The sequence below is a fragment of the Persicobacter psychrovividus genome (genome assembly GCF_036492425.1).
Classification (GTDB): Bacteria; Bacteroidota; Bacteroidia; order Cytophagales; family Cyclobacteriaceae; genus Persicobacter; species Persicobacter psychrovividus.
On sequence record NZ_AP025293.1, the window covers coordinates 456,368 to 477,580 of the forward strand.

General features: G+C 41.3%; 12 protein-coding genes. 1 reads left to right on the forward strand and 11 read right to left on the reverse strand.

Annotated elements, in window-relative coordinates:
- Positions 1 to 43: 43 nt before the first annotated feature.
- The 11 genes from AABK40_RS15450 to AABK40_RS15500 form a co-directional block, all read right to left on the reverse strand.
- Positions 44 to 541: a helix-turn-helix domain-containing protein gene (locus tag AABK40_RS15450; protein ID WP_338397051.1), complete on the reverse strand. Its 498-nt coding sequence runs from the start codon at positions 539 to 541 to the stop codon at positions 44 to 46.
- Between the two features lie 8 nt (positions 542 to 549).
- Positions 550 to 1,485 carry a BspA family leucine-rich repeat surface protein gene (locus tag AABK40_RS15455; protein ID WP_338398561.1) on the reverse strand — a complete coding sequence of 312 codons (936 nt, stop codon included), beginning with the start codon at positions 1,483 to 1,485 and terminating at the stop codon, positions 550 to 552.
- A 125-nt stretch (positions 1,486 to 1,610) separates the two neighbouring features.
- On the reverse strand, positions 1,611 to 7,664 hold the full coding sequence (locus AABK40_RS15460; RefSeq protein WP_338398562.1) for a BspA family leucine-rich repeat surface protein: 6,054 nt from the start codon (positions 7,662 to 7,664) through the stop codon (positions 1,611 to 1,613).
- Positions 7,665 to 7,772: 108 nt separating this feature from the next.
- Positions 7,773 to 8,216, reverse strand: coding sequence for a hypothetical protein (locus tag AABK40_RS15465; RefSeq protein WP_338398563.1), 444 nt, complete (start codon positions 8,214 to 8,216; stop codon positions 7,773 to 7,775).
- A gap of 202 nt (positions 8,217 to 8,418) precedes the next feature.
- Complete coding sequence (locus AABK40_RS15470; RefSeq protein WP_338398564.1) at positions 8,419 to 8,844, reverse strand: hypothetical protein; 426 nt, start codon at positions 8,842 to 8,844, stop codon at positions 8,419 to 8,421.
- A 615-nt stretch (positions 8,845 to 9,459) separates the two neighbouring features.
- Positions 9,460 to 9,648: a hypothetical protein gene (locus tag AABK40_RS15475; protein ID WP_338398565.1), complete on the reverse strand. Its 189-nt coding sequence runs from the start codon at positions 9,646 to 9,648 to the stop codon at positions 9,460 to 9,462.
- 532 nt (positions 9,649 to 10,180) lie between these two features.
- The gene (locus AABK40_RS15480; protein ID WP_332921949.1) at positions 10,181 to 11,611 is read right to left on the reverse strand and encodes a purine-cytosine permease family protein; all 1,431 of its coding nucleotides are present in this window, start codon (positions 11,609 to 11,611) and stop codon (positions 10,181 to 10,183) included.
- A gap of 245 nt (positions 11,612 to 11,856) precedes the next feature.
- Positions 11,857 to 13,140 (reverse strand): class II aldolase/adducin family protein, encoded by a 1,284-nt coding sequence (locus AABK40_RS15485; protein ID WP_332921948.1) that lies wholly within the window; start codon positions 13,138 to 13,140, stop codon positions 11,857 to 11,859.
- 154 nt (positions 13,141 to 13,294) lie between these two features.
- On the reverse strand, positions 13,295 to 14,656 hold the full coding sequence (locus AABK40_RS15490) for an FGGY family carbohydrate kinase (protein ID WP_338398566.1): 1,362 nt from the start codon (positions 14,654 to 14,656) through the stop codon (positions 13,295 to 13,297).
- Positions 14,653 to 15,933 (reverse strand): sugar isomerase, encoded by a 1,281-nt coding sequence (locus tag AABK40_RS15495; RefSeq protein ID WP_338398567.1) that lies wholly within the window; start codon positions 15,931 to 15,933, stop codon positions 14,653 to 14,655. The genes AABK40_RS15490 and AABK40_RS15495 overlap by 4 nt, the downstream gene beginning before the upstream one ends.
- A gap of 97 nt (positions 15,934 to 16,030) precedes the next feature.
- Complete coding sequence (locus AABK40_RS15500) at positions 16,031 to 18,310, reverse strand: GH92 family glycosyl hydrolase (protein WP_338398568.1); 2,280 nt, start codon at positions 18,308 to 18,310, stop codon at positions 16,031 to 16,033.
- Between the two features lie 981 nt (positions 18,311 to 19,291).
- Here AABK40_RS15500 and AABK40_RS15505 point away from each other — a divergent pair.
- On the forward strand, positions 19,292 to 21,007 hold the full coding sequence (locus AABK40_RS15505) for a sulfatase family protein (protein ID WP_338398569.1): 1,716 nt from the start codon (positions 19,292 to 19,294) through the stop codon (positions 21,005 to 21,007).
- Positions 21,008 to 21,213: the final 206 nt, after the last annotated feature.

A 21,213-nucleotide genomic window follows, 5' to 3' on the forward strand; every position in this document is an offset into this window, starting at 1 on the left:
CTCCTGTTGGTCACCTATTTTTGGATGTATCCAATATTCAGTTTTATGAGGACTTAATTCGTTTTTTTAAAAGTCGACCAACATGACTTGATGAGATTTCGATTCCCATTTTCTTCGCTTGCTCACTCAAAGACTCATGAGACCATTCAGTGATTGGAACATCATAATCTTGAGGATCTTGGCAGCTTAATGTTTGCACTTGAATTTTTTCTTCGGCAGTTAAACGAGGTTTCCTTCCGCTTCTTTTAGAATCAGTTAATTGTTCATAAATAAGTCGGATAAATTCAGTATCTCCTATTTTATTTTGGGTTTCATCTAACTCATTGATTGCGTCCCATTTATTAAGCCATCTCTTCACTGTATTGGGATCTGCTTTTTCATTAGCACAAATCTCTTTGAAGCTTAACCCCTTATTAAAATGGTACACAAATGAGGCTCGGCGACGAATATTTGAAGGCGTCTTCCCACTATTAATAATTCTAAATAGTAGTCTCTCTTCTCGCTCCGTCAGATCAATGACAATAGATGTTTTTCTTCCCATACAGTGATTCAAGAAAAAATCATGCTAAATTTAGGGGGTGTAGCACTAGTGAAATGTTTTGCAAAATAAAACATGGATTGCATCGAGGTAACATTGCTTATATCCCATTGACTCAAATCACTGGTAAATCCAAGATTATGAGAAAAAACACCATTCATCGTCGTAACATTGCTCACATCCCATTGACTCAAATCACTTTCAAACAGTTTACACCATGTGAACATATAGGAGATATCTTTCGCATTACTGACATTCCAATGACTTAAATCACTGTCAAAGTCATATGAATGAGCAAACATGCGACTAAAATCGGTTACATTTTCCACATCCCAGGCACTTAAATCACTGGTAAAATATACTGCCTTATAGAATGCGCTTTCCATACACTTGACATTACTCACATTCCATAGGCTTAAATCTCCTTCAAAATTTATTGCTTGATAAAACATTTTGCCTATCGTTTCTACATGACTTAGGTCGGGTTGATCGGTTGCTTTTATTTTAAGATCCTTGGCATAAGAAAACATAGAACTCATGCTGTACCACCTATTATCCCCCCATTGCGTAAGCTCTGTCACTTTTTCTGCATTCGGTTTCAAGAGCAAACCCTCTTCATAAGAATAAGGTTGAACCGAAATAAAAGATAAGTGAGGTACTTTCCCTTTCACTTTGACAGTGTAATTCCCAACATGCGCATAACTGTGTCCTAAAGAATCTATTCCCATCGAACCGCCTTTTGTTGTCGTTCCATCCCCCCAGTCGATAACAAAGTCACTTGCTCCAGAACCATTCACATCGCCCCTTATTTTAATAAAAAAATCTTTTTCGTATTGAGGTACTTCTAATTGAATAATCAATGGGCGATCCTGTCCCATCGCCTCAATTGGCCATATTTGTACACAAAAAAGGAGTAGGCTACTCCATAACCATAAGTAGTTCTTCATAAGAATAATATAAAAAATAAAGATTAGCTTTATCCGGTGACATTGCCAATCCTATCTATTTTCAAAGTAAAAATTAACGCACCCTCAATAGGTGTTTTCAAAAATATGACCTTCTTCCTGAGCACTTATTGCTTAACCAATTGCCCGATAACAACGCCGTTCACCATGACCTGATATACTCCTTGTCCCAATGCGCTAATATCAATCTTTTTCCTCTCTGCTTCCTCTTGCAAAATTACTCGTCCTGTCAGGTCCAAAATTTTGATATTGTAAGGCGTAGTAATTCCCTCTATTAAGATTTCGTTCTTGGCGGGGTTAGGATAAAAATATACTGATGTGTGGGTATCATTAGCCAAGATACGCTCAAAAACAGCTGTAATGGTATGGTCTTCATTAATATCACTGAAGATATATTTATCCACAGGCCCGACCGACTGGTTATCAACGATAACATCGACAAGTTCACAAAAGCGATTCGGTACAAACGAAAATTCCAGCGTATCGCCAGCATAAACCTTCGTACGCTCAGGGCTGATCGTTCCATTTTCTGACTGAACGACCTCGATGGTAAATTCCTTTAAACCAAATATGACTTCCACTAAATGATCCTGTGAGATCTCTTCAAAGGTATATTGACTAACCGCTCCTATCGACTTCCCATCAATCAGCACATCGTCTATTTTGTAATTTTCTTCAGGATTAAAAGTAAATGTTTGGCTTTCCCCATGTGTTAATAGTACGTTTTGAGGGCTCACTGTCCCACCTTTATGGGATCTACCAATCAGTCTGTATTTTTTTGGGTTAAAGTAAACCTCTAACCTCATGTCCTCAGAGATTTCTGGTATCGTATATGAGTTACTTTTACTTGACCACTTTTCCTCTCCCTGCACCACCCAATAGCTCACAATATAGCCTTCATCAGGTTGAACGGTAAAGGTATGGTCACTGCCTGGTGATACAAGCACGACATCCTCCAATGCAACGCCTCCAACCCCTGTTTCGATCCTGATTTGATAATCGTATTTTGCATATAAGGTGGTATCGATGTTTATTGTATCTCTCCAACTATAATATCTACCTTCATAGCTCAATCCACCATCCTTGCTGGTGTACCACCCCATTGATTCAAATCCATTACGAACAGGGAGGTTCCCTGGAACAGCGATTCCTATTGCCTGCCGAAAGATTTGATCGGGAAAATCGTTTGGTATCCCTCCAAGGGAGTTAAATTTTACCTTCAGTTTACAGTCCTGCTCACTATTCGTTATGTCCCAGTCATTTAAAATAATCAATTGAAGACGTTTATCAAACGTTTCAGCATCACAGTAATAGGGAGGGGCACCAAAAGCAATGCTTTCTTTTTTAACCATCATTGGATACCAATGCTTCATTAACCGATCGTAATTTTCTGCAGGATACGCATTGGCGCCTTCAAACATTCCACCCATGTCAGTAATAGATGCGATATCCCACCCACTGATATCCCTATTGAATGATTTCGCTTCATTAAACATTTTATTCATTGTCTGCACTGCACTCACATCCCATTGACTGAGATCACAATTGAATTTTTGTGCATAACGAAACATCCGTTCCATATTCCGAACATTACCAACATCCCATTGACTAATATCCCCATTGAAGATTTCCGCTCTATCAAACATCGATGTCATATCTGTCACATTGCTCACATCCCAATTCTTCAAATCGCAGTCAAATCCTGTGGCGCTATTAAACATCTCTTTCATATCGGTCACACTGCTAACATTCCAGTTCCTCAAATCTCCTATTTCGCCATTTGCTAGTGAAAACATACGGCTCATATCCGTTACATTGCCAACATCCCAATTGCTCAAGTCTCCAGAGAAATCTCTTGAATATCTAAACATACCTTGCATATCCGTCACCTTACTCACATCCCATTCTGAGGTATTGAGCATATCCGTCTTTGAAAAATAAGTTTTATGAAACATATAACGCATAGACTTGACCTTTGACAGATTAGGTGCATCATTCGATAAGTCCTCAATAAAAGTGGAATTCATAAACATGCTATCCATCCTGTACCACTCATTATTTCCCCATTGTAGCAATGCAGAAACGGCCGATGCATTATTCCAATAACCATCAGAAGGAGTGCTATAAAATGAGAGATGTGGAACCTTACCGGAAATAGCAATTTGATATTTCTCTCCCTTACCTTCATAAGTATGACTTACTATTTCCCGAGAAGAAGAACCTCCCTTTGTTGATTCCCCATCGCCCCAATAGATGATATAGTCACTCTCTACCGCCCCATTTTCGGCTGCATCAATCGTAATGTGAAATTCTCCGGTCCACTCATCTGACCTTGCTTTAAATACAAAATCATCTTCATCTACCACTACTGCCTGTACCCTATGATCCGATTGAACATTATCAATAGTAAACGTTTTGGATAATGCTGATTCATACCGAATCTCACCATCCAGAATCCAATAAAGTACCTTTTCACCCTCTTCTAAATCCAATTGAAAAGTATAATCACTATTCGGACTTACCGTAACCTGCTCCGGTAACGATTTTGAGCCTTTTAATAGCGAAGAAGCCCATAATTGATAATCATATTTCGCGTACAGCGTTATATCTTCCTCTACCTTGGTCTCAAAATCCCACTGAAAATCTAAATGTTCTCCATTATCTGCACTTGTTGCCCAGCCTACGCAGACTTGATTATCTTTTATGGGGAATGGAGTGGGCGCAGACACTTTTCCTGATAAATTTGTGATCACCTCAATTTGATTTTGTGGATTCCCTCCTCGACTATCAAAAATAACCGTGTAGGATGAACACTCCTGATAGGCAGGACCAATCCACCATCTCTTGTCCGCTCTCAATTGATTGATATATCCTAAACTTAGTGCATCGCAATAATATTGGGGATTCCCAAAATTTACACCCTCCTGTAAGTCCAATTTTGTCCAAGCTTCCAATAAGCGATCAAAAAACATAGGGGCATAAACATCATTTTGATCAAACATGTCTGTCATATTCGTCACATTACTCACATCCCAGGCACTTATGTCCTTATTAAAGGATTTCGCATTATAAAACATTCCCCACATGTTCGTCACCTTACTGACGTCCCAATTGCTTAGGTCTCCGTTAAACGATGCTGAAGAACTAAACATCCATGACATGTCCGTCACATTACTCACATCCCATTGACTGAGATCTCCATTGAATGCTCCTGTTTCATAAAACATCCATGACATATTCGTCACATTACTGACGTCCCAATTGCTTAGGTCTCCGTTAAATGATGCTGAAGAAAAAAACATTCCTTCCATGTTCGTCACACTGCTTACATCCCATTGACTGAGATCTCCATTAAATTTCTTTGTGAGTCGAAACAGCGATCGCATATTCGTCACATTACTGACGTCCCAATTGCTTAGGTCTCCATTAAATGCTCCTGTTTCATAAAACAGCGATCGCATATTCGTCACATTACTGACATCCCATTGACTGAGATCTCCGTTAAATGATTTTGCTCCAGTAAACATTCCTTCCATGTTCGTCACACTGCTTACATCCCATTGACTGATATCTCCATTAAATTCCTTTGTGAGTCGAAACACACCAGTCATGTCAGTGACCTTACTCACATCCCAATTTGTCAAGTCCGAATTAAATTGTTCTGCCTTATCAAACAGCCATCGCATATCCGTCACACTGCTTACATCCCACTGACTGAGATCTCCATGAAATGATTTTGCATAATGAAACATTGACTCCATGTTGGTCACCTTACTCACATCCCATTCACTGATATCTCCCTTGAATTTCGTTGCGAGTTGAAACATCCCAGACATGTTCTTTACTTTAGACAAATTCGGGCTTTGTGGACTTACTTTTTCCAGGTTTTGTGCCATATGAAACATACCCTCCATACTGTACCATTCATTATCTCCCCAATTCAGTACTTCGGTTACTTTAGCCACATTTGTATAGTCAATAGGTGAAGCATCTGTAAAGTTCAATTGTGGAATTCTTCCTCTTACACTCACAAAATAATTCCCACTTTCAGAATAGTTATGCGCTATTTCCTTTTGCCTTTCCGATGTTGTTGTTCCACTTGTTGTTGTGCCATCGCCCCAATTTATCGTGTACTCACCAAATTCAGAACCGTTTACATCTCCAACAATATACAAGCGGAAATCATGATCATCTGAAATCGAGATATTTATAATAAAATCCTCTTCTTTCCCTACACAAGCTTCTAAACGATGATCGGCAGTGATATTTTCCAATGTGTAAGAAAGGGAAGTTTCAGGCTGTAGCTCACCATCTAAGCTCCAACAAAAAAGTTTATAGCCCTCATCAAGCGTTAAATTAAATGTTTTCGACTGATTTGGTACTACGGTTACATGCTCTTCAGAGAGCGTTCCTCCTTCCAAAGCAGATGCCCAAATCTGATAATCGTATTTTGCATACAAAGTATCTCCTGCATCACTAACCATGTCTTTTGAAAAATCCCATGTAGTGCCTCCATCAGGACTTATCGTCCAAGCTAAACAGGGCCTGCCTTCCTTTGTAGGAACGATCTCCGGAGGTTGTACCATATATCTTGCATTAGGATAACTTTCTTGATAGGTTGACGGTTCCCCTCCATTACTATCAAAAATTACTATAGGCGTGCAAACTTTCGTTAATCTCCCACTAACAGTCCATCTAAACTCTTTTTCTAACTTCTTCAGATAGTCCCTACTTTCTTCATTACAATAATAGAAAGTAGGAGAAGAAAAGTATCCATTTCGTTGCAAATCCAATGCACTCCATGCTTTCACTAATTTGTCAAAATACAAAGGACTAAGGTTGCCATACGCAAATATTTCATACATATTGGTTACATTAGTTACATCCCATTGACTGATATCACAATTGAATTTTCGTGCATAACGAAACATCCGTTCCATATTCCGAACGTTACCAACATCCCAATCTGCTATATTGCCACTAAAATAATGTGCTCCTGAAAACATTTCACGCATGCTCACCACCTTACTCACATCCCAATGATTTAAGTCTGAATCAAAACTGGTCGCACCATAAAACATACCTTCCATCGTTGTTACATTACTCACATCCCAACGATTTAAGTCTGAATCAAAACCGCTCGCACCATAAAACATACGATTCATCGTCGCTACATTGCCTACATCCCATCGGCTTATATCTGAATCAAAACCGTTCGCAGCATAAAACATACCTTCCATCGTGGTCACATTACCGACATCCCATCGACTTAAATCTGAATTAAAACTGTACGTACCATAAAACATGCGTTCCATCGTTGTTACATTGTGTACATCCCACTTACTTAAATCGACTTCCAAAGTATAAATATTTTCAAACATCGATTCCATGTTTCGAACACTGCCGACATCCCAATTACTAATATCCCCTTGAAAAGAGGTTTTTTGAAACATAGAACGCATACTCTCTACATGCCCAACATTCCAATCACTCGCGTCAAGAGTGGGGACACTAAAAGCTTGATAAAACATCGAGTCCATCGCCGTTACACTGCTCACATCCCAGTTTTTCAATGTTGAATTCCCCAGCTTTGCCGATCTAAACGTCGATTTCATATTTTTCACCTTACTGACATCCCAATGATCAATACTACCGGTTAAATCCGAAGAGCTAAACATCGAGTTCATGTCCTCTACTTTTGAAAGATTTGGTGCATCTGATGTGGTAATATGTAAATCCCCCGTACCTCGAAGCATATGTGCCATCGAACGCCAATCGTTATCTCCCCACTGAATGATCTCAGCTATCTTATGGCCGCTCCTATGTTCATAGGGATTTTCAATATCAAAAAAAGTAATATGCGGTATCGTCCCATATATCGTTATTTCATACTTCCCCCGAATAGGAAAGGTATGTCCAATTTTTTTAACAGGCGTATCTACCTTGTAGCTTTCCAAGGCAGTCCCATCGCCCCAGTCAATCACATATTCCCCGTAATCAGGGTCTTCTTCATCTGCTCTAACCCATAAATAAAAGGAACGATCTCCACTTGAAACATTCACCGAAAAAATAAATGGGCGCTTCTCCTCGTTGGCCAGTGTTTGAAAGGGTTGCGCAAAAAATAGGAGTAAGCAACTCCATTGTAATAATTGCTTTATCATAAGGTATAGGAAGAATCATAAAAATTGATTACTAAATATACACTATGAATACTATATAAACAGTCTTTTTATCGATTAATATTCAACTTATAAAGTAAAATCAAATCTCTATTTTGATATTCCCCTACCAAAATCATCCGATGTAATCGTGAAGGTAATTTGGTAATGGTCGGCACCAATTTGTTTCTCTTCCCAACTTGTAACATTATAAAAATGATTATCCGTAGCAGAGGGCTTATGAAACCAGCCTCCTTTCCAATTCGTCACTAATTTCCATTCAGGAACTAATGTATCATAGATGTATAATGATGTTTTCGTATCGGGGGCTCTTGTGCCTGACAATATTTGTGTTACCCTGAATTTTTTACCATCATTTTCATTGAAGGTGCCCCAAGCAAAATCGAATGAGCTCTTCGCTGGAATAGTAAAAGTATAGTCTGATGTTTGGTGGCCTAAAGCGGTATCTCTCTGAATTAATAATAAGTCAAAATCTGTTCTATTTTCAATTTTTGCAGATATCTCATAATCATAGCATGAAAATGCAGACAGCATGATTAAGCAATTCAGTAACAAAACATGACGGCCAATTCGGATTTTTGATAAATACTCCTTATTGTAAAGATTAGTTGATGTTGGTTAACTTAAAGTAATGCTGGGTGGATCAAAGGTTGTTGCTCTCTTCTCTCTTGTAGCGGGTTATGTTTCCTGCCGGTTATTTGGGTAAAAAAGGGATGATTCACTTCCTGAAAACTGCCTATTCAAATAACTGATGATCTATAACAAAGAGATAATCATCGTCCTTGAAGTTGCCATTTTGTGGAATCCAATTCATCTGGTTATAGATGTCTGGTCGTTTTGCATGATGTGTCTCATCTCTATATATTGGATTAATCCATTTGACAGCATCATTCTGTGTAATAACAAAAACAGAATCTATTCCCCGTGGAAAACCGTGCCCTCCTCCTAAATTTTCTTCCTTCTGAATAACCGTTTTTTGACCATTCTCCATCTCAAAAATGACCACCGTGTCTCGAAAATCTATACTCCTATTACTTGCATAAAATTTGAAAATGATCGGTTCACTTAATTGATTATCCACAATGCTTGTGGCAATATAGGATGGATCGCAAGCGGTTAAAGTGAGAAGAAAAAATATGCTGATTATAATAGTAGGTCTCATGTTTAATGATGGTATTAATAAAAAATAGGTTTCTATTATCGCGTATAAATTGATCTTTCAAAAAGTATTAGGGAAGCTGTAAGGCTATCAAATATTTTAGAGAGCTAAATCAACTTCCGTTTAGAACTCGCCAAAAAGCCCCGTAGCTCCCCAAATATATCGCGTTCATTACTATATTACTGCCTCAGTATACAGGGCAAAAGTGCTCCAAACATCTAAAAAAGCAGCTCAGATAAATGATGTTTTTAGTCATAAAAATAGATTATTATGTTGCTTAAAACACACTATCAGGACATTTAATAACTTAACCAATACCAAATATAATTTAAATTAGTGCGATACGATATAAATAATAATGTCAATCTTATCACTTTTCATTTATTCGCTAATCAACTCATCATAAAATAGCCCTGTTGGAATGAACCAAAATGGCCTCCAAAAATACCCTCCTGTTACCGCAACGCCATGGGATGCATCGATCATAATGAGTGGCTGAAAAATTTTGACTGCTTAACTTTTAAAACAATGCATTACACACCCCGGATGCATTATGTTAAACTGATTCAAAATAGAAAAAGCGAGCCATATGTTGCCCGCCTTACTACTGAAGAGCCCTTAAGCCTCAGCCTGTTCCTTTTTTTCCAAGAGGATGTAAGTCAGTAAAGCAAAAACTGCAAAACCGACCCCCAATATACCTTTACGTTTACCAAAATTTTTCCCCACCTTCATCCCCAGCGCAAGACCACTTGAGGTAATCGTGAAAACTTCTGCCACCTTTTTTAATGTACTTTTATTGCTTCCCATAGTATTTATTTTCTGTTAGTACCCTACCCAAGGAAACCTTCCCCGATAGGTATTAGGAGCGTGTTCAAAAATTTAGCTTCTTCCTTCAAGTTCAGAATATAGGTATTGATTTTGAATGATTTGTCTACAATAGCGCTGCTATGCGCTCAAAATAATCCATCATTGCGATAATCCTCTGAATTTTCAGTTTTAAACACGTTCTAAAGCATAAACACCGAAAGGCCGCTACTGTTAACCTCCTGCAAAAATAAAAAGTCCCATACAAAATTAGACAAAGAAAAAAGGCTGCCCTCACGAGAACAGCCTTGCCGTAGTATCACTTAGATAGACTACAATTGTCGATCAATTCCCCCAAATCAATCGAAATCAATATTATTTATTAATCCAAAATGGCGCGGTAAAAATCCAAATTGCGGTACCTGCCAAAATAATTTTTTTGTATGAATCTAAATCTAAATGCCCTGAAAAAACAAAGAAACAAGGCAGTAAAGTCAACGCCAAACCAATGTATGAAATCGGTCTGATAATATACTTAATGGACTTCATATTCTTCAACTTTTTGTTTCTCAATAATTAAGTTTCTTTGCTGTGCTTTAGCGAATATAATATAGCTAAATATTCCTATAAGCCAACCAGGTATTGCTGCAAAAAAGTAAAAATCAAATTCAAAATACTTATAAACAGCGAATGAACCCAGAATTGACACTGCCCAGCTTAGTCCGACTGACCAATTAATAAACTTCTTTGTTTCTTCCGCTAAATTAGAAATCAAGTTCAACTTAGGAAAAACAAAAATATCGGTCATTACAATTGCGCCAATAGGTGCTGCACAAAGCGCATATATCCCTAAAAACTGATCAAGCTTGGCAATAATCGCTGGAGAACAGGCCAATATGGTGGTTACCAAACCTACCCAAAGGGTGATTTTCCAACGTTTCATATTGGGCAACAAACCCTGAACGGCTAAGCCTGAGCGGTAAATTGTTGGGTTGGCGGTAGTCCATCCGGCAATAATCACACAAATCAAACCAGCATAACCAGCCCCCATAAAAGCGATATGCCCAGGTGAAGGGTTGGCGTTTCCTGCCTGCACCGCTACGGCACATAAAATCCCCGAAGCTATCCAGGCCATAAAGTGGCCGATAAACATTCCAAAGGCAGAGGCAATTCCATAATATGATTTTTTAGCATATCGATAAATTGACATATCAGCTAAACCTAAATGCATTGCACTGTTACATAACCAAGAGAAAATAAGTATGTGCCAAAATGTATATTTTGTTTGCCCTGCGGCTGGTACACCTGTCCAAATTTTCTCCTGAGCTACCGTCCAAAAATCACTTAAAGAATGCACACCCAATGTGGGTAACATCGCTAAACCTGCCGAGAAGAAAATCAATGGCATCCATGGCGCAAAGATGTTTGCAAACTTGGATACTTTATCAAAACCGAAAGTTGCGACAATCGCAATTACGGCGCCAATAGCAAAGATAATCCCTACCCAAACAGGACTCGTCGGATAGAGGTCGGTCATGCCCGGGCCTTCAATATTGAGCATGATCCCTACCGCAGAGGCAGAAACCCCCACCATAGCAGCGGCGGCCACACAGAAAAGTAAACCATTTATACTGTTGTACAACGTAACGATACCTTTACCACTGATTCGCTCGAGCTGGTAAAAGATGGTCGTACGGACTTTCACGGCGGCAGGAGCACAGACCAGCACCCAGCTTAAGGTCGCCAGAATATTCCCCAAAAGGAGGCCAAAGACCACATCGATAGCTGATGCGCCGTGGAGCACAAACAAGGGGCCAATAACAAATTCGGTTCCGGCAATATGTTCTCCGGACACCATCCCTACAAAACTCTTAAATCCTTTTACTTCGGATTCAGGCACAGGTTCACGCTCGTATTCATTGACACTGCTGACCTGATCGGTAAACAACTTTTTAATTTGCTTCATTTGAAAAAATTTATAAATCCAAGGTATGGCACTGCAGTTGTAATAGGCTACTACTTTAGAAAAACGGAGCAGAATTTTCTCCTATAATTATAATTCACTGAAAAATAACGGCCTACAACCGCAACCAGCCCATCATTTACCCAAACTGCAATCCTTTGATTGTGTTGTATTCACAGAAAATTAAAGATTCAAAAGAAAAGGGCAGCATGCTGCCACCCTCTCAAACTAATTTCAATTGTATTCAATTAACTCAAAAATTTATCTACAATATCTTGAATCTCTCCATCGCCGATGCGCGCCAATTTTCCAATAAGCGTACTTTCGATCAAGGATTCTGCACTGAACTCGGCCACTTCAAGGCGGTCATAAGCATCCAGCATCGAAGTACCGGTAACCACCAAACCGAAGTTTCGAATCACCACAATCGGCGTTTCTTTATTCAAAGTATTCACCAAAACAGAAGGGTCCGCCATAAATTCATCATAGCCAATAAATGGAATATCTTTCAGCAGGATATAACTCTCTGGAATGGTGCGGGTATCAAATTTAGCATCAGAAATGGCAAAGGCAGAAATCCCTTTCCCTTGTGTAAAAATCACCGAATTCACATGATCGTGCTTGGCATAAATAGCCTCATGCAATTGGTGCAGGTTCGATGCTTCCTTGCCTGCTTCCGATTCCCCTTTGGTAATTTTCACCACATCCTTGTTACGGATAAATCGGCGCGCCATATGACGACGGGTAACCAAAAAATCATCCCCATGCGTTCGGTGCGATACCGTACCGAAATAGTTGTTCATCAATTTCTGCTTACAGGCACGCTTAACGAAACGGATAATCTCATCCCTTACCGCAAGTTCATAAGTGGTGTAGGCGATCTCGGATTTACCCGTACGCGTTTGTGGGAATTGGGTGAAGGATTTTTGCACCTGTTCATCCGTCAGTACATTGTATCCGCCCAGTTTTTTAGCATCGATAATAGACAATGCTGCCGTTTCCATGGCTTCAAAACGCTGGAAAGCACTCAACAGGTCTTTCCCACCGACAACCGTACCGTGATTTTCCATGATCACCGCATCAAAACCTTTCTCAAATTCATTGGCGATACTTTCTCCCAAAGCCTCAGAACCTGGCAAACGGTATGGTGCGTAACCAATCGAAGGACAAATATCAGCAGTATGAGGAAGAATTTTCATGTCAGGAATTTCCCGAACAATAGAAAAAGAAACCAACGCTTTTGGGTGGGCATGAATGACCGCCTTCAGGTCTGGGCGACGATCATAGATGGCATAGTGAAAAGGGAATTCACTTGATGGCCGATGAATCCCTTCATACGAACCATCTTTTTTTACACAAACAATATCTTTAGGCGTCAGGGAACCTTTATCATAGCCAGCAGGGCTGATCCAAAGGTTGCCTTCTTCGTCCAACATGGAGATATTTCCACCAGAAAGTGTGGTCATTTCTCCTTTATATATAATGCCCATGATTTCAGAGATAATCACGGATGGATGTTTGGTTAATTTCATGATATTTAATTTTATAAGTTTGTGGGTATGGACTTGCTTCTTCAGTTCAAGCATCCCGCTTGGATCAAAGCCTGTTAATCAATCTTTCATTGCCCAAGCGAACCGCTTGACCGATCAAAAAAACAAGGCATGTCCTGCTCCAACACATTTCAAATCAACAAATAACTTTATTCTGTAATTTATGGTGTAACACCGCCGTATCATTCAGCATGATGGCCGCGCCGATACAGGCACCATTGCCTTGTTCGGTGACCAAAAACTGATGCGTTGGCAACTTCTCTTTGAGCATCTGCATGAAATACTGATTATGCACAAAGCCTCCATCGACGAAGATTTTACCTGAGGTCTGACCACCCAAAGCGAGCTCCAACACTTTCACTTGCGCATCGGTCAGCTCGTCCATCAAATGCCAGTAGGCCTCTTCAAAATCTTGGAATATTGACAAATCAACCTTCGTTGCCGATTGCAGTCCAAAACGTTCAATCGCAATCAGATGATGATTGAACAAGCATTGATTCGCTTCTTTTCTTTTAGATTTTTTGACTTGATAAGGAAGCGTCTTATGCAGATCTTCATTAACGCCAAAATGGGCATTCAACAACTTGACCTGCTCGGCATAATGCTTACCCAACAACAGGCGTGAAGCCAAAACGGACTGCCCATTGATGGTCATGAAATTCATACAATCCTGCGCAAGGGTTTGCTCATCGAGCATCGACTGATTGAATGGATTCATACTGATGCTCCATGTGCCAGTGCTCAGCAAAACAAAAGGTTCTTCGGTCTGCTGAAGGTATGGAATTAAAGTAGAGGAACTATCGTGAATCCCCAATCCTACGTTTAATTTCACGCCCTTATACACGGTTTCAATCACTTGATCCGTTGGGCTTGGCACAGGCAATAGTTTCAATAAATTCTCGTCCTTGAGCCATTTAGCACAGGATTTTCTTTCCAAATCCCACAATCCCGTATGACAGCCAATCGAGGTAAATTCACTGTATTTTTGCCCCGTCAATAAGAAAGTAAAATACTGCGGAAGATGCAAGCTGCAATCAATACGCGCGAAGGACTCCGGGCGCTCATATTTCAAAAAAAGCAACTGCAAACCACTGTTCAGAAAACCCATATAAGGGCTTTGGGTCGCAATGGAAAAATCATCCAAATTAGGGTAATGTTTTTTAAGCCGTGCCGCTGTTTCTGCAGGAAATTCCTTAAGGTAATTGTAGAAGGTGCCGACAATCTTTCCATCTTCATCAAGATGCACCATAGAGGCCCCATAGGTAGAAAAATTAACCCCTTTCACATTGTACTTTGGCAAGAACACATAATGATCGACCATTTCGAGCACCCATGCACTTACCGCCTGAAGGTCTTCTGAGGGGAAACCGTCTTCATCGACGGTCTCCTCAAAATTTTTATATTGCTGATCAAGGATTTCCGACTGCTGACCCAGAACAAAGACCTTCTTGTTTGTCCTGCCAATATCAAAAATCAGATCAACCGTAATCGGTATCATAGTCCTGTAGCTTTCACTTCAGTTCCACGTTGCGCAGTCAGCTGCGCTCGTACTTTCGCTTCGCGGTAGCATTTAATAACATCAAAAGCACCACCGGCCTGCATGCGTGCTTCCGCCACAATCGGACGGGCATCGGTACGGAAAGCCGCTTGTAGAATTTCCTGCCCCAAGGTTACATCATTGTTGGCTTGTGCTTCTTCCAAAGCTTTATAATCTACCAACAATGCCTGAGCGTAGGCCAGCTTCATCGCTTCCACCGACTGTAAAATGTCTTCCAGCGGATCTTTGATATTGTGAGAAGCATCAATCATCCAAGCCAAATCCAAAGAAGGATCTTCATTCATCCCCTTCACCAGCTCACAGAAAATCAAAAACAACTGGTAAGGCTTTAGTGCTCCTACCGTAACATCGTCATCGCCATATTTGGAATCATTGAAGTGGAAACCACCGAGCTTACCTTTGGCCAAAAGAACGGCTACAATCTGCTCAATATTGGTATTCGGCAGGTGGTGACCCAAATCCACCAATGTTTTTGCACGCTCACCCAAAGCATTTGCCAGCATGAAAGAAGTTCCCCAGTCGCTGATTACCGTAGAATAGAAATTCGGCTCATAAGGCTTGTACTCTACCAACATCGTCCAGTCCTCAGGCATATAGTCATACACCTCTTTCAAACAGGCTTCCGTACGTGCCAAAGCCCCTTTAAAGTCCAATTGCCCAGGGAAATTCGATCCGTCAGACAACCAAACTGTTAGTGCTTTCGACCCCACTTTCACCCCTTGGTCAATCACCTCTTTCATATGTGCTACTGCATGTGCACGCACCGCAGGATCCACATTACAAAGGGAACCAAATTTGTAAGATACTTCCTGACCAGGCTGATCCTGAAATGTATTGGAATTCACGGCATCAAAAATAATTCCCTGCTCCTCGGCAAAAGCTTTAATCTCCTGCCCGTCGCCTTCTACCTGATCCCATGGAATGTGCATTGAAACAGCCCCCGAAGAACGGTTAATGGCGTGCAACAAACCGATATCACTGATTTTTTCTTCCAAAGTACTTGGTTCGCCTGATCCTGAAAAACGACCGAAGCGCGTTCCGCCAGTCCCCAAAGCCCATGATGGGATCGCAACCTGAAAAGCTTTTACTTTTTCGATGATTTCCAAGAAGGTATCATTGTCCTTACCTGAAATTGCCTGCGCCAAGCCCAAAGATTTTTGGTGTAGGTCTTTGTGTTTATTATTGAATGACGGAATGTCAATATTAAGAAGATCCATATCTGAAAAAATTTATACTTAGTTAGTTAATTTATTGATAAAAATATTGCACAACTGAGTACGGACGCTGCATGCAACGTCCCTACAAAATCGTTACTTAATTCACGGCCGGCTCGCCTTCAAAGGACAAATGCTTCGCCTTGATCAGGTCCTGATGCGAGATACTGAAGCCTTCCACCAAGGAGCCGTCTGCTTTTTTCACTGTTTCGAAATAGCGGGTTTCAGCCGTTGGCTTCTCCAGCACAATCGTTTGGTTATTATAAACATATTCATCCAAATGAAGCGTCGCTTTTTTGAACTTCGGTGTTGTCAGTTGGTAAGTCGGAATACCTGGGGCATCCGGGAAAATACCAAGCTGCGAGAAGACCAACCATGCAGAAAGCGTACCTGCGTCATCATTGCCAGGAATCCCTTTCGGACCGTTCACAAAGTGCGTTTTTGCTTCCTCCCAAACGATGCGCTGGGTTTGCTTCGCCTGCCCATCCACATAATTGAACAGGTAAGGGAAGGTGATGTCTGGTTCATTGGTAATATCAAACTGGCCTTTTGCAAACAGCTGTTCAAGCTTGTCGACAAACACTTTTTCTCCCATTAAATCTTTAAGGGCAGGCATGGCGTGCGGTACAAAGAAATTATACTGCCAGGCATTTCCCTCGCAATATCCTTTTCCTCCACTTCCTTTCCAGCGGATATCATAATGGCGATCCAGTGGATCGAAAGGACTCATCCATTCGCCATTTTTCTTCTTCGGACGGAAGAAGGTTGTCGATGGATCATAGAGCGTTTTGAAAGACTGGCTCTGCTTGAAGAATCGCTCCTCAATGGCCGTGTTACCCAACTCTTTTGCCAAAGCTGACACACAATAATCTGCAAAATTATACTCTAAAGTCGTCGAAACAGGTCCCCAAACGATACCGTTCTGGAAGGTGAATTTTTTAGGGTCACCACCACGGTCATCAATCGGAATATAGCCCAGGTTCAGGTAGTTGGCCAAGCCCGGACGAATAGGATTATCCTTGATTTGTGTCCCTTGCTTCACCATCGCTTCCAATGCTGTTTTTGCATCGAAATCGGTAATTCCTTTCCTGTAAGTATCTACAATTACGGGCACAGCAGGATCGCCCACCATCACATGAGATTCTGCACCAAACAACTCCCATTTTGGCAACCAGCCGCTTTCCTTGTACATTTCAACCATGGTTACCACCATGTCGCGTTGTTGTTTAGGGTACAGCAAGGCCATCAGCGGATGCACCGAACGATAAGTATCCCACAAAGAATAAGTGCTGTAACGGGTATAACCCTCCGCTTTCATTGGTTCGCCTGTTCCGCCCATTTTCGGGTAACTGCCATCGACATCGCTAATGACGTGTGGCAATAAAATCGAGTGATACAATGCCGTATAGAAAATCGTGCGTTCCTCATCAGTCCCACCTTCAATTTCTACCTTTGCCAGTTGTTTTTCCCATTCGTTTTCTGCCCGTTCGTGAATTTCACTGAAAGACAATTGGTTTTGTTCCTGAGCAAGATTCATGCGTGCATTTTCTGCAGACACGAAGCTGATGCCGACACTTACCTCAAGGCTTTTTACCGCTGAATTGTCGAAAACATAAGCCATACCGATATCACTGCCTTCTACTGCTGTTTTATCTGTTGGCTTGCCATCTTTATAGACTTGCGTACCGACATTCTGCTGATGGATTTTCATCGCAAAATACGTTTTGGCTTCCGCATCTGTATCACAAAACAGTCCGTCGAGGTTGTATCCTGTAATCACGCCATCGTCGTGCACGGTCAATGCGCCACCTTTAATATGACTCACGTTAGCTCCCAAATCAAGGTAAAGATTGGTGGTTTTCGCTTCGGCATTTGGTGTAAATCGGTAAAGTGCCGTCCGCTTTGTGGCCGTCATTTCCGCCTTGATTTTTGATTTGTCAAGGAACACGCTATAATAACCAGGAGTAGCCACCTGATCTTTATAGGTAGATTTGAAGGCTTCTGCCTTGATGTCAAAATCCCCCGAAGAGACTTTCAAAGGAATCGCTCCTGAAGCTGGACAACCAATACCCGAAATATTGACGGTTCCGAAACCAAAAATATAAGGATCATGGTGTTCATACACTGCTGGCGTTGGGGCAGGCTGACGAAAATCCTCGGTATGAGGCGTTGGTGTAACCATTCCCCAGGGAGTCGTTGCCCCTGGATAAGTATGCCCTTTGTTGGAGGTACCGATAAACGGATTAACGGACTGGATCAAATGATGCTGAACCACCGCTACTTCGGCTGTCGTCGAGGTGGTTTGCTCTCCGCAGGAGGTCAATCCCATCGCAAGAAGCATACAGGCCGACAGCAAATGCTTTGGATTAAATAAGCTCATATTAGTTTAAAATTACTGTCCCAAAAAGGACAAGTCTTAGGTCAAAAAAAATCTTCCTCTTCAAGAGGATACATCGGCAATATATAAAGCGCAATTTTACCGAATGTCTTGTTTCGTTAATTAGAAGAAGAAAAAGAAAATACAATAATCAAAATAGACAAAAAAACGGACAATACTGATTATCAACCACCTATGAAGCTTAACATTTTCTTTGGAAATGTAAATCCACAGTCAATACCGCCCTTTAAGCGCCAACAAACGAGGGGCAATACTTGCGCACTTCCCCCAAAAACACTTTGACGAAGGTTGTTCACCGCAAATGAGCCATGGAAAAAACGCTAAATATCATTTTGTGCAAACTCCTTTGATTTTGTGCAAAACAAACCTTGACGCAGCCCACCCTCAGAACGGAAACAAGGGGCAGGATTCACCACTGCCTTTTATGACTTCTATCCTTACTGATCAAAGTGCTATTCGATCACACGCATCCCGATCGCAATCATTATTTATGGTGATCAGTTGGTCAGGTGGGGTTGCAGAATAGCCCGCTGTAAATTTCTGCAATAACTGATTTTTAAAACGGTAGGGAGGCACCCGATGAAGCCGTCTACTCAAACTAAAAATCACCCATGAGTTCCCGTTTAAAAAATCGTGCAGGATCGATCTCACATGGCATCAGGGGAAAATTGCTCCCGCTAATAAAGGCTGAGGATAACGCTTAATTCGTGACGGAGTACTGATACAAAATGCACATTACGGACTCATTATTCGCCGATTCCCTTCTATTTCTAAAAATGAAAGAGAATTCAACGCCCACCACACCAAACCCTAACACTTTAAAAAACAGCTGATTAATACTAATCCCCGATAAATAGTTGTTCTTCACTATTGATCTTTCAATTCCGAAGGAGATTAGCACGGAAATTTCCAATATTGCTATTCCAAATAAAGACTCTTGCATTTTTAAAACGCAATAAGGATATGTATAAACCTTTTCTATTTTTTGCGCTTGCACTCTTGGGCTGTAATAAAATCAGTCAAAAAGTGGAAGCCGTTGATCAGCGACCAAACATCATTTGGCTTGTTGCTGAAGATTTAAGCCCACGGTGGGCCTGTTACGGAGACTCCCTGGCCTATACACCGAATATCAATAAATTGGCAGAAGAAGGCGTTGTTTTTGACAATGTATTCTCCGTTGCGGGTGTTTGTGCGCCGAGCCGCGCAGGCCTGATTACAGGTTGCTACTCTACCAGTATTGGCACGCAACATATGCGTCAGGCCAAAGGGGTAATTCCGCTGAAAGGCGTACCAAACTATAATGCCGTGCCACCAGCACAGGTGAAGGCATTCCCAGAATTGTTAAGATCACAAGGCTACTGGACGGCAAGTTACCGCAAGCTCGATTACCAGTTCGGCGCTCCATTTACCATCTGGGATGAAGTCGGTCCCTACCCTTCTTGGCGCCATCGCTCAGAGGCAGACAAAGATCGCCCGTTTTTCATGTATTATACTTTCGAGATTACGCATGAAGTGAATATCTGGCCAGATTCTACCAAAGAGAACTTCTTTAAAAGAAACAATGTGGACGTGAGCAAACTTGCTCCAGACGTGGTGAAGCGACCTCCTTATGATGAATCAAAAAAGGTGGATCCTGCCAGCGTATCGATCCCTCCATTTTTGCCCGATACAGAAATTTCCCGACGCACCATTGCCCGACTTTATGACAATATCAGCCGAATGGATGTGCAAATTGGCACCATCCTTAAGGAATTGGAAGAAGATGGCCTGGCGGACAATACCATCATTTTTGTTACCACAGATCACGGCGACTGCCTGCCAAGAAGTAAAAGATGGATTTACGACAGTGGGATTAAATGCCCGCTGATTGTTTATTGCCCCGACCACCTGAAGCCTGAAGCTTTGAAGAATATCGCACGCGACGACCGCATGTACAGCTTTATTGACTTTGCGCCAACGGTACTTGATTTTGCAGGAATCAAACGCCCAGAATGGATGCAGGGACGTGCCATGTTCAGTGAGCTACAGGAAAAGCCAAGAACCTACATTCATGCAGGTCGCGATCGTATGGACAACCGCTATGACACCCGTCGCGCGGTTCGTTCAAAAGACTATAAATACATCCGTAACTTCCTGCCCGAAGTCCACTACAGTCAGCCCATCAAATTCTTGAACACCATGCCATTGATGCATGAAATCCTTACACTTGATAAAGCGGGAAAACTGACCCACGACCAATCTTATTGGTTGTATTATCCTAAGAATGTGGCCGAAGAACTTTACGACATCAATACGGATCCTTTTGAGATGAATAACCTGGCGGCTGATACCATAAAATATGCACAGGTACTTCAGGAGATGCGCACTGAAATGAGTCGCTGGCTCGATGAAACCAACGACCTCTATCAGGTGGCTGAGGTGGATCAGGCAGCAAAAATGTGGCCTGGCGGCGAACAGCCAAAAACTGCTGCGCCGGCATATGACATTCAAAACGATAAAATAATACTGACTTGTGATACTGAAGGCGCCACCATTGCCTATCAGCTTGAAAATGACCAGCGCTGGCACATTTATCACGAGCCATTGAAGATCAACAATAACCAAAAACTCCTACTTAAGGCGATCCGCTACGGATATGAAGAAAGCCCAGTGGTGCCGGTAGTCCAACCTGCATCATGATAAAATACTAAATTGTAAAAGTTAGTTTGTTTGAAGCAGCACATCTTATTTGGTGTGCTGTTTTTTTTTCGCCCACCGGATCAAATAATCTTTACACCCACCTTAATTGCATAATCTATCATGATTGCACACATAGGCTGAATTAACACTCTAATTAAAAATAAAATCTGAATATTGTAGGATAATTAATACAAATAAGCCATATT

Coding starts and splice junctions, on each gene's coding strand:
- AABK40_RS15490 (WP_338398566.1), bottom strand. CDS start 14,656: ATGATACCGATTACGGTTGATCTGATTTTTGATATTGGCAGGACAAAC.
- AABK40_RS15470 (WP_338398564.1), bottom strand. CDS start 8,844: ATGAGACCTACTATTATAATCAGCATATTTTTTCTTCTCACTTTAACC.
- AABK40_RS15495 (WP_338398567.1), bottom strand. CDS start 15,933: ATGGATCTTCTTAATATTGACATTCCGTCATTCAATAATAAACACAAA.
- AABK40_RS15505 (WP_338398569.1), top strand. CDS start 19,292: ATGTATAAACCTTTTCTATTTTTTGCGCTTGCACTCTTGGGCTGTAAT.
- AABK40_RS15480 (WP_332921949.1), bottom strand. CDS start 11,611: ATGAAGCAAATTAAAAAGTTGTTTACCGATCAGGTCAGCAGTGTCAAT.
- AABK40_RS15475 (WP_338398565.1), bottom strand. CDS start 9,648: ATGGGAAGCAATAAAAGTACATTAAAAAAGGTGGCAGAAGTTTTCACG.
- AABK40_RS15455 (WP_338398561.1), bottom strand. CDS start 1,485: ATGAAGAACTACTTATGGTTATGGAGTAGCCTACTCCTTTTTTGTGTA.
- AABK40_RS15465 (WP_338398563.1), bottom strand. CDS start 8,216: ATGCTGTCTGCATTTTCATGCTATGATTATGAGATATCTGCAAAAATT.
- AABK40_RS15460 (WP_338398562.1), bottom strand. CDS start 7,664: ATGATAAAGCAATTATTACAATGGAGTTGCTTACTCCTATTTTTTGCG.
- AABK40_RS15450 (WP_338397051.1), bottom strand. CDS start 541: ATGGGAAGAAAAACATCTATTGTCATTGATCTGACGGAGCGAGAAGAG.
- AABK40_RS15500 (WP_338398568.1), bottom strand. CDS start 18,310: ATGAGCTTATTTAATCCAAAGCATTTGCTGTCGGCCTGTATGCTTCTT.
- AABK40_RS15485 (WP_332921948.1), bottom strand. CDS start 13,140: ATGAAATTAACCAAACATCCATCCGTGATTATCTCTGAAATCATGGGC.